At 65.5% G+C, this 10,915-nt stretch carries 7 protein-coding genes; 3 read left to right on the top strand and 4 right to left on the bottom strand.

Annotation, left to right across the window (positions count from 1 at the left end; genetic code table 11):
• Window positions 1-2 precede the first annotated feature (2 nt).
• Both poxB and ACFQQD_RS09340 read left to right on the top strand, forming a co-directional pair.
• Window positions 3-1,724 (top strand): ubiquinone-dependent pyruvate dehydrogenase, encoded by a 1,722-nt coding sequence (gene poxB, locus ACFQQD_RS09335; RefSeq protein WP_378088586.1) that lies wholly within the window; start codon window positions 3-5, stop codon window positions 1,722-1,724.
• A complete protein-coding gene (locus ACFQQD_RS09340; protein WP_378088588.1) occupies window positions 1,725-1,979 on the top strand; it encodes an NINE protein in 255 nt (84 codons plus the stop codon).
• Between the two features lie 108 nt (window positions 1,980-2,087).
• Here the strand turns inward: ACFQQD_RS09340 and ACFQQD_RS09345 are convergent, their stop codons facing one another.
• The 4 genes from ACFQQD_RS09345 to ACFQQD_RS09360 form a co-directional block, all read right to left on the bottom strand.
• A complete protein-coding gene (locus ACFQQD_RS09345) occupies window positions 2,088-5,228 on the bottom strand; it encodes an ExeM/NucH family extracellular endonuclease (RefSeq protein ID WP_378088590.1) in 3,141 nt (1,046 codons plus the stop codon).
• Between the two features lie 198 nt (window positions 5,229-5,426).
• Window positions 5,427-8,195: a 5'-nucleotidase C-terminal domain-containing protein gene (locus ACFQQD_RS09350; protein WP_378088592.1), complete on the bottom strand. Its 2,769-nt coding sequence runs from the start codon at window positions 8,193-8,195 to the stop codon at window positions 5,427-5,429.
• Window positions 8,196-8,384: 189 nt separating this feature from the next.
• Window positions 8,385-8,882 carry a DUF4282 domain-containing protein gene (locus tag ACFQQD_RS09355; protein WP_378088594.1) on the bottom strand — a complete coding sequence of 166 codons (498 nt, stop codon included), beginning with the start codon at window positions 8,880-8,882 and terminating at the stop codon, window positions 8,385-8,387.
• Between the two features lie 58 nt (window positions 8,883-8,940).
• Window positions 8,941-9,987, bottom strand: a complete 1,047-nt coding sequence (locus ACFQQD_RS09360) for a zinc-binding dehydrogenase (RefSeq protein WP_378088596.1) — start codon at window positions 9,985-9,987, stop codon at window positions 8,941-8,943.
• Window positions 9,988-10,152: 165 nt separating this feature from the next.
• Between ACFQQD_RS09360 and ACFQQD_RS09365 the strand changes: the two genes are divergently transcribed.
• Window positions 10,153-10,908, top strand: coding sequence for a hypothetical protein (locus ACFQQD_RS09365; RefSeq protein WP_378088598.1), 756 nt, complete (start codon window positions 10,153-10,155; stop codon window positions 10,906-10,908).
• The last annotated feature ends 7 nt before the right edge of the window (window positions 10,909-10,915 follow it).

Genomic DNA, 10,915 nt, shown 5'->3' on the forward strand with positions numbered 1-10,915 from the left:
TCATGGTCACCGTTGCCGACAACCTCATCCAGACTCTGTCCCTGAACGGCGTCAAGCGCGTCTACGGCCTCCCCGGAGACTCGCTCAACGCTCTCACCGAATCCCTTCGCACGCATACCGAGCTCGAATGGGTACACGTGCGGCATGAGGAGACTGCGGCGTTCGCGGCGGGGGCCGAAGCCGCGATGACCGGCGAACTGGCCGTGTGCGCGGGCAGCTGCGGACCGGGCAACCTGCATCTGATCAACGGATTGTACGACGCTCAGCGCAGTCGCGTGCCGGTCCTCGCGATCGCCGCGCACATCCCGACCTCAGAGATCGGCACCAACTACTTCCAGGAGACCCACCCCCAGGACCTGTTCCGGGAGTGCTCCGAGTACGTCGAGTACGTCTCCGACCCGGTGCAGATGCCGCGCCTGCTGGAGATCGCCATGCGCACCGCGATCGAGAGGCGCGGGGTCGCCGTCCTGGTCATCCCCGGAGACGTCGCTTCGGCCGACGCCCAGAGCGACCGCCGCACCGTCATCCAGAAGACGCGCTCCGCCGTCGTGCCTCTGCCGGAGCAATTGGAACAGGCGGCCGACGCACTCAACGCGGCCAAGAGCGTGACCATCCTGGGTGGTGCCGGAACTGCCGGCGCGCACGCCGAGGTGATGCAGCTGGCTGAGCGGCTCTCGTCGCCGATCGTGCACGCGATGCGCGGCAAGGAATCCCTCGAGTATGACAACCCTTATGACGTGGGCATGACCGGCCTGCTCGGGTTCGCCAGTGGCTACAAGGCGATGTACGAGGCCGAGGCGATCCTCATGCTCGGCACCGACTTCCCCTATCCGCAGTTCTATCCGGAAGACGCGACCGTCGTGCAGGTCGACCTCCGGGGCGAACAGATCGGGCGGCGCCGCCCGGTCGATGTGGCCCTCGTGGGCGGAGTGCGCGAAACCTCAGCAGCCCTGATGCCGCTCCTGGACCAGAAGAAGGACAAGCACCTCAAGGACGCGCAACAGCACTACACCCGCACGCGGGAGAAGCTGGACGATCTGGCCACTCCCGCGCGCCGGGGCGCACCCGTGCACCCCCAGTACCTGATGCGGCGCATCAGCGAGCTGGCCGCGGAGGACGCGGTCTTCATTCCCGACGTCGGCTCGCCCGTGGTGTACGCCTCGCGGTACCTGCAGATGAATGGACGACGCCGGATGCTCGGCTCGTTCTCCCACGGCTCGATGGCCAACTCGGTTCCCCAGGCGGTCGGTGTGCTGGCGCAGGACCGCTCGCGGCAGACCGTGACCCTGTCCGGCGACGGCGGATTAACCATGCTGCTCGGGGACCTGACGACCCTGGTGCAGATGAACCTGCCGGCCAAGGTGGTGGTGTTCAACAACTCCTCGCTGAACTTCGTCGAGCTCGAGATGAAGGCCGCGGGACAGCTGCCGTTCGCCACCTCACTGGTGAATCCGAACTTCGCCGACGTCGCCGAGGCGATGGGCATCAAGGGCATCCGCGTGGAGGACTCCCGTGGGGTCGACGCGGCCCTGATCGAGGCCTTCGCCCACGACGGCCCGGCGCTGGTGGACGTGGTGACCGATCCGCAGGAGCTGACCATCCCGCCGGCCATCCAGTTCGAACAGGCCAAGGGGTTCGCGCTGTACACGCTGCGGACGGTGCTGTCCGGCCGGGGCGACGAGTTGTTCGATCTGGCCAAGACGAACCTGCGCCGGCTGTTCTAGGTGGGAAAGAGTGCGGAGAAGAGTCTCCCGGTCACCTATCTCTTGTGCCTCCTGCTGGGGCTGCTCGGCGCCCACAAGTTCTATCTCGGCCATCAGGCGGCCGGTGTGTCCTATCTGGTGCTGACAGGGCTGGCCTGTCTGGGGTCGTTCATGGACATCGGTTTCGTCCTGGCCGCCATCGTCATCGGCCTGTGCCTGCTGGACCTCTTCCTCATTCCACGGCATGTGCGGCAGGCCAACGGTCACTTCGGCTAGGGCCCCCGGCTCCACCAACGGCAGTGGCCCGTTCCCCGGGGAAGAATCCCTCGGGAACGGGCCACTGTCGATTCGGGCGCTAGGCCATCAGGCCGTCACACCCCGCCCTCAGCGCTGGGCCGTGAACTGATCGAACCGCTGCATGAACGCCGAGATCTCCGCACGCGTGATCTCATCCGACTGATGGAAATCACCCTGCGTGTCCCCCACCGTGATGCCCTCCGAAGCCAACCACGTGATCGCCTCGTAGTTCGCCCCACCGGCATTGAGATCCCCGAACGGGCTCTGCCCCGGAGCCACATGCTCCGGATCAGCCAACCGATACAAGAACGCCGCGAACTCCCCCCGCGTCACCGCACGCGAGGACTTGAACGTCCCATCAGCAAAACCAGCCGTCACCTGCTCGGCAGCAGCCCACGACACCGGACGGTAATACGCCCCACCGGCATTGAGATCACTGAACGGACTCTCGGACGGAGCCGCGAACTCCGGCTTCACATACCGGTACAAGAACGCCGTGGTCTCCCCACGAGTCACATCCTGCGTCTTCTTGAACGTCCCATCGGCATAACCGACCGAGATCCCGTTCGCCGCCATCCACTGCACCGGCGCATAGAACGCCGAGCCCGGCTCATTATCCGAGAACTCCGGAACCACCGGCTCACCCGGCTCCTCAGGATCGGTCGGTTCCTCCGGATCGGTGGCTTCGCCGTCGAACAGTTCAACTCCGACCAGGATGGGGTTGTGGTCCGAAGACCGCCACTGGTCCGGGGCGTAGAGATCCTCGGCGGTGTAGTTGTACCGCGAGTATTCCAAGGCCACGGACTCGTTGGCGTTGATCATCCAGATGTCGGCATCGGTGACGGCTTCGTCGGCGGTCGCGGAGGCGAACACGCCGTCCAGCGAACCGACGGCAGCGTCATAGGCGTAGCTGTACTCGCCCTCCGACTTGGCACCTTGATTGACGTATCCGGCCTCTTCCAGGACCTTGATCGGGTCTTCCTTCTCGTAGGAGTTGAAGTCACCCATGAGGAAGACCTTGTCCAGGCCGGACTCCGTCTTCAGATCCTCGGCGAAATCAACCAGAGCATTGGCCTGAGCCACGCGGTCGGCGTTGGAGTTGCCCTGGCCGTCCCCGCTGTCCTCATTGCCTTCGCCGCTGCCGGAGCCCTTGGACTTGAAGTGATTGGTGATCGCGATGAACTCGGAGCCCTCGACCGCACCGTCCTCACCGATGCCACGGAAGGTCTGTGCCAGCGGTTCGCGAGCATTCTCGAACGCCGCAGAACCGGTGAGGATGACCGACTCGCCGACCGGCTCGACCTGAGACGGCTGGTAGATGAAGGCGTTGCGAATGTAGTCCTCGTCTGCGGCGGCAGGCCGGTCTTCCGGAGAGGCGGCGAAGGCCCACTTCTCGGTGCCGGCGTCCTCGTTCAGAGCCTTGACCAAGGTGGACAGGGCCTCATCACGGTCCTTGCCGAACTTCACCCCGTTCTCGATCTCCTCGAGAGCGACGACGGACGCGTCCAGACCATTGATGGCGGTGACGATCTTCTCCTGCTGACGCAGGAAGTTCTCCTCGTTGTAGGCACCGCGCGGATCGCAGTAATCCGTGGCGACCGGATTGCCCTCGCGGTCCTCATATGCCTCGCAGTCCTCGAACTCGTCGCCGAGGGTGGTGAAGTAGTTCAGCACATTGAACGAAGCCAGGCGCACGTCGCCGCCGACGTCGTCCGGAGTCGCCTCCGACTCGCGATCGTTCTCGAACGTCGCCGGCTGGACGTCCTCGGCGTTCTCGTCAGTCAGGTACTGCTGCGGCTGGAAGTTCCAGGCATCGTAGCGGTAGTCGAGGATGACCGGCGCGACCATTTCCACGGCCGAGCCGACGCGCACCGGGTTGTCCATATCCAGGTACGGGATGGTCCCCTGGTTGGCCGGGTCGTTCATGTAGTTCGCGGAGCCGCCGTCGTCGAGGACGATCTTCTTTTCCTCGTTCTCGGCCATCACCGCCTGGGCTTCCTCGCCCGGGTTCGCGACCGACGTCGGGTTCGGCAAGGGAGAATCGCCGGGCGCCAGGCCCAGGGAACCGTACGCGTTGACGTCGTAGTTGTCGGTGATGGTCCAGTCGGTACCGGACGCATCGATCAGCATGCCCTCGTGGGCTTCCTTCGTCTCCTCGTCGGCCGGGAACTCGAGGACTGTCGGTTCCACGGTGCCTGGCTCGTCGAGCTTCTCGACGCCGCCTTCTCGCACCGTCACTTGCGTGCCACCCTGGTATTCCGACACCTCACCGGAAACCTTCACGTGGTCCCCCAGGGCGACCTCATCGACGGTGTCGCGGGAGTAGATGAACACAGCGTCTGAGGCGCCAGGGGTGGCGTCCTCGACCTCGCCGCCGGTGCCGGCGGTCTGCAGGTAGTAGCCGTTGAAGCCGCCCGTGGAATACACGGCGGCCACGACGCCCTGGGTCCGGACCGTCTCCCCGGCCATCGGAGTCTCAGCCCCGGTGCCCTGGATCTCGGCAATGGGGGTGACCTCACCGGGAACCTCGGGGTCCGGACCGGGCTCGGGGGCCGGGTCCGGTTCGACGGTGTCGCCGTCAGCGTTGGTGGGGGTGATCTCCTCCGACAAGGTGAAGTCGGCCGAGTTGTCGTCCGTGTCCGCACCTTCGGCCCGGTTGATCGAGCGCTGGTCCGAGGTGCTGCCGGGCCCTTCCGCCGCAGCGGTTTCGAAGGTGTTGGTGTCGCCGTAGCCGAGCAGATCGACGACGCCACTGTTCGTTCCATCCGCCTCGGTCACCGAGCCCGTGGCCAGTCCCTCCAGCTTCGAGGCTTGGTCCGACAACACCAACGTGCCCTTCGTCCCGGAGAAGGACACCCCGCCCGAGGCGTCCGCGGTCGGCAGCGTGTCCCCGTTGTCCGCATTATTGCTATTGCCTTCAACGAGGTAATACCCGTTCGGCTGGATGGTTCCCGACAGGGTGATGACCCCGGTGGGCGCCGCCTCACCCGTGGACGAACGGTACTGAAGGGACCATCCGTCCAGGTTCACGGGGGCGTCGGTCGGATTGTAAAGTTCGACGAATTTGTGAGCGAAGGCCGCCTCTCCCGAGCCTCCGTTGACATAGGCCTCGTTGATCACCACACCGGAGTTGTCCGGCACGGCCTGTGCTGGGACCACGACGGCGGCGGACAACAGTGCCAGTGAGGCACCGGCCGCAGCCGCTCGCAGGGAGTTCTTCTTGATCACTGTGCATTCCTTTGGACGTCAGGGACTGAGGTTGGACGGGACTGGTGGAAATCGGGCTGGCAGGAGACAGGCGCGGGCCCCGGAGCACCACAGTGGTCCGGGGCCCGCTGGCGTCAGCGTCGGTCCGTGAGGACGACGCCGGCGCAGGTGGAGAGATACATCGGTTCAGCTACCGTTCGGTCTCGTCGAGTGAGTCGATCACTCGGCGGCGGCAGCGGTGACGGTCAGCGGCGAACGCACCTCAGTGGTGGAGCTGAACTGATCGTCGTACTGGACGGTGAAGACCAGTTCGCCGTCACCTGCAGGGAGGTCGCCCGGGAGAGTGATGCCCTCGATCTGGACGGTCTCGCCCTCGGTCGGGACGTCGACTTCGCCGAGTTCGACCGGTTCGCCCTGCGCGCCCTGGAAGGCGACGGAGACCGTGGTGGCGTCACCGGCGCCGTCGGACTCCAGCTCCAGGTTGTCCAGAGTCAGCGACACAGCGTCGCCGGCTGCCAAGGAGTCGGGAGCCTCGTTGACCTCGACGGCCTTCTTGGCGAAGTCCGGCCGGATCGCCTCGTCAGCCGCGGTCTGCGCCTGGATGTACTCCTGGAAGGCCTGGTTGTCTGCGATACCCAGGTCCACATAGTTCTCCATGCCCTGGGCGAAGCCCTCATAGCCGTCCGGAGCGGAGTTCTCGGTGCCGACCCATGAGGTGTCACCCAGGAAGGAGAGGGTGGCGATGGTGTACATCTCGTCCATCTGCAACGGCTCGCCGTTGATCCAGATGCCGGTCACCTTCTCGCCCACGGGAGCGTTGTCGTCGTAGGTGTAGCTGAGTTCCTCGGACCAGCCGAGGTGCAGCTTGGAGCCGTCCTCGCGCCAGTTCTCCTCGATGACCTGCTTGATGGAGGAGCCGGGGATGTCGAAGGACACCAGCGTGTTGCCGAACGGGGCGAAGTCGAGCACCTCCCCGAGCGTCACCTTGCCCTCGAGGTCTGCCGGCTTAGGGCCGAAGGCGCCGCCCTCGGTGAACTGATCGAAGAGCAGCTCGGAGCGCAGACCGCCGGAGTTGGTGACGCCGAGGTCCACGTCCTCGTTCGTGAGCGACACGCGGTCCTTCAGAGCGTTGGCAGCCCAGTTGCCCAGGGTCGTCTCTGCGGCACGGGTGCCACCGGCACGCCAATCCTGACCATTCTCCAGTCGAGTCTGGTAGTCGGTGGTGATGGAGGCGTCGATGTCACCGATGACCGTGCCCTGGGCCTCCTCGAATTCGCCGATCGCCGAGCGCTCGATGTCACGGACGGCCTCGGTGATCTCGGAGTCCTGGTCGTCGAGCAACTGGTCGAAGGCCTCCTCGTCGAAGACCTCCTCGGCTTCCTCGCCTTCACCGACGGTCTTGGTGGGGGCGGCCTCGCGCTCGACCAGTTCGGCGGAGTAGTCGACGACCTCGTTGGTCTCCTCGTCGATCTTCAGTTCAACAGCACCCAGCAGGTTGCCGGACTGGCCGGCCTGCAGAACCGGTCGGCTGGTGCCCTCCACCTCGGTGTCATACAGGTAGGTCTGGTGGGTGTGTCCGTTGAAGATGACGTCGACCGAAGGGTCGGTCTTGTTGACGATGTCGTTGAAGCCGGAGGATGCGGCCGTCTCATCGGCCAGTTCTCCGTTGCCCACCGCGCCGTCGTGGTAAGAGGCGACGATGACCTCGGCCTCCTCGTTGCCCTCTCCCTCGACGCCGTCCGAAAGCTTCTCAGCGACAGCGTTGACGCCCTCGACCATGTCGATGACCTCGTTGCCCTGGAGTCCGGCGCCGGTGGTCGTGGCGTAGAGGTTGTTCGGCACCGCACCGATGACGGCCACGCGGACGCCGTCGACCTCCTTGATCTCATACGGCGGAAGCACCGGCTCCTTCGAATCCGGATTGACGAAGTTGGCGGCCAGGAAGCTGTAATCAGCGATCTCGGACACACGGCCGGTCAGGTCGTCGAGGCCCTTGTCGAACTCGTGGTTGCCGGCCGCGGAGACCGACAGGCCGAGCTCATTCATGATGCGGAGGGTCGGCTCGTCCTGCTGGACGTTGGACACCGACGCGGAGGCGCCGATCAGGTCGCCGGCCGAGGTCAAGAGCGTCGTGCCCTCGCCGTGCTCGGCTTCGAAGGCCGCGCGCTGCTCTTCAACCGTGTAGGCGAACATGGTGCCGGAGTACTGGTCCGAGAGGGCGCCGTGGAAGTCGTTGAACGAGTAGATCTCGATGGACTTGGTCCCGTCCTCGTCCGGTTCCTCCTCCTTCATCTGCGTGTAGGCCATCAGCATGGCCGACATCTCGGCGCGGGTGATCGCGTCCGACTGGTGGAACCGGCCCCACGTGTCGCCGACGGAGATGTCGTTCTCGGCCAGCCAGGAGATGGCCTGGTAGTTGGCGCCATCGACGTTGATGTCTTCGAAAGGCGCTTCCTCGGGAGCGGTGAACTCCGGGTCCTCCAGTCCGTACAGGAACGCAGCGAACTGACCACGGGTCACCGGCTTGGAGGTTCCGAAGTTCCCGTCATCCTGGCCGACGGTGATGCCCTCGGCCTCGGCCCAGGTGATGGGGCTGTAGTACGCGCCGCCGGCATTGACGTCACCGAAGGGGCTCTCGCTGGGAGCCTCGAAGTCGGCCGGCTTCACCATACGATGCAGGAAGGCTGCGGTCTCGCCGCGGGTGATATCCCGGCTCTTGCCGAAGACGTTCTCCGTCGGGTATCCCACGGAGATCTCTTCACACTGCATCCAGCGGACAGCCTGGTAAAAGGCGGACCACCGAGACTCGTTGTCAGCGAAGTTCGGCAGGTCACAGTCGTCAACGGCGGTGGTGACGGCGAGACCGGAATCGGCGGCCTTCTCGGTGTCAGTATGGGCGGCCGTGGCCGGCACTGCGGCGAACGGTCCGGCGAGCAGGCCTGCGGCCAGCGCTCCGGACAGAACGGCCTTGGACAGCTTGTTCTGCATTGGTGTCTCCTACGTTCCCCATGAGATCCGGCGCGAGTGCGAGTGCAACGGCCGGGTGGACGGACGACGCCGGCCACCTGAGTTCGGCACGGCCGGCAGCGTCGCGTTCACTACATCACTCCATGGTGACGTTTCAGTAACGTCAAGTGAACGTTAGGCATCCTCCCCGTCGGACGAGACGCCAGGGGCTCAGCGGCGGAGGCTCTCCTGGCGCAGGGCCTGTAGCTCGGCGACCGTTGCAGCCGTGTTCTGCGAGGTCCGCACCATGGCGATGTAGAACTCAATCATCACGCGGGCCAATACCAGCATGACGAAGCCCGGAATCCAGCCCATCAGCAGGGCGCCGAAGCCGAGCGCCGGATCGACCGCGAAGCCGGCGATGACATAGAACAGCCAGCCCAGGGCGATCAGCACGATCAGAATGATGTAGATGATCTTGGCGAAGGACACCGTGACGAAGCTGCGGAAGCTGAAGTCGAACAGTGCTCCGAAGAACCCCTTGTCCTCCACGGCATTCCCCGGCGAGGCGTATCCGCGCTGTCCGTGATCGGCGTAGGGATTCGCCGAAGGCCAGCCACCGGGCTGCTGTGGCGACTGGTGAGGTGGCTGCTGAGGTGGTTGCTGTGGTGGCGTCGGCGGCTGCTGCGGCGGGCGGGGAGCGTTCGGATCATTCGGGGTGTCGGACATGGTGACCTCCTGGTGCGACAGGGATGACGGGGCTGATGAGTATGACGGGTGCGGTTCCTCAGGGAACCAGCATCACCTTGAGCGCTTCGCGGGCGTCCATGGCGGCGTATGCGGCGGCGGCCTCGGACAGCGGCATGGACACGTCGAAGACCCGGCCCGGATTGATCGTACCCGCGACCACGTGCGGTATGGCCTGGTCCAGATAGCGGCGGACCGGCGCCGTCCCGCCCGTGATGGTGATGTTCTCCCGGAACAAGGGGTTGCCGATCGGGGCCTCCTTGTACTGCGGTACACCCACGCGGGAGATCACACCGCCGGGACGGACCACGCCCATCGCCTGTTCGTACGCCGGGAGGTGGCCCACGGCCTCGATCACCACATGGGACCGATCGCCTCCTGCCGCCTCCAGCACCCGGGCGATGCCGTCCTCGCCCCGTTCGGCGACGACATCGGTGGCGCCGAACTCGCGCCCCAGATCGGTCCGGTCGGTGTGCCGGCCCATGAGGATGATCCGCTCGGCGCCGAGTTGGCGCGAAGCGAGCACGGCGGACAGACCCACGGCTCCGTCCCCGATGACGGTCACGGTCTGCCCCGACTGCACGCGGCCCATGGTGGCGGCGTGGAAACCGGTCAGGTAGACGTCCGAGAGCGTCAACAGGCTGGCCAGGAGTTCCTCGGAACCGTTGCCGGTCTCGTCAACGTCCGGAACGGCGACCAGAGTGCCGTCGGCCAACGGGATTCTGACGTACTCCGCCTGCAGACCCACTCCGACGGCTCCGAAGAACCCGCCGTGCAGGCACGAGACGTGGAATCCCTCGCGGCAGTGGACGCAGGTGTTGTCCTGGTAGGTGAACGAGGAGACGACCAGGTCCCCGGTGTGCACCGTGGACACCGCGGACCCGGTCTCTTCCACGACGCCCAGGACCTCGTGGCCCATCGGACTTCCGGATTCGGAGTCGGGCATCGAGTGGTACGGGTGGAGATCCGACCCGCAAACACACGAGCGCACCGTACGAATGATCGCGTCCGTGGGCTCGACGATGGACGGTTCAGGGATGGATTCGACGCGGACGTCACCGGCGCCGTACATGAATGCAGCCTTCATGCGGCTTAGGCTACCCCGCGCCCACCGGGCATGATCTACTGACCTAGACCGTCCGACACGCCGACCGGCCATGCCCACCCCCAGCAGAGGCGCCTTGTGAACAGTCAGACCACGTCCACTCCTCGCTCATCGGCACCCGCACCCGCACCGCATCGTCGAACCATCATGATCAGTTCCGCGGCCATTGCCGCGGCGGCCACCATGCTCCAGATCCAGCTGCACGAATATGCTCACGCTGTGTTCGCCGTGTGGGAGACCGGGTCCGCCACCGTTCACGGCACTATGGAGACTCACCCGGAGCTGCCCGGCACCGACGAAGCGGCGATCGCCATCGCCGGCCCGGTGTTCTCCTTGACCCTGGCGGTGATCGTGTACGCCGTCTCCCGCCCTCTGCCTGGTGGATACCTGCGTGCGTTCCTCACGTGGATGTCCCTGTCCGCGGCTCAAGGAACCTTCGGTTACCTCATGATCGCCGCTTTCGTACCGGTCGGCGACACGGCCGTGGCCTTCGCCGAATGGGGCATTCCACTGGCCGGATACATCGTGGCCGGACTCATCGGCCTCGCCGGGATGTTGCTGAACTCCTTTCTGCTCTCCCGCGAGATCACCCGGTTCTTCTCCGACCCGGCCGATGTCCTCGCCGCGTCGGTGTGGACTTGGTTGCTCGCCACGGCCATCCTCGCGGTGGTGTACGTCAGCGTCGCGCTCATCTCTGGCCAGGAGGCCGAGATGTTCGTAGCGATCACCGTCGGCCCGACGACGGCGCTCGTCTTCGCCCCGATGGCCACCTTCTTCTGGCAGAAGACCCCACACCTGCGCCGGCCGTGGCGTCAGGGAACCGCGGGGGTGCAGGCGACCGTGCTGATCGTGGTCGTGGCCATCGTGCTGTGGCACGCGTTCTTCCCGGTCGCCATCGGCTGACCGTCAC

Source organism: Citricoccus sp. GCM10030269 (genome assembly GCF_042665635.1).
In the GTDB taxonomy this organism is placed as follows: domain Bacteria; phylum Actinomycetota; class Actinomycetes; order Actinomycetales; family Micrococcaceae; genus Citricoccus.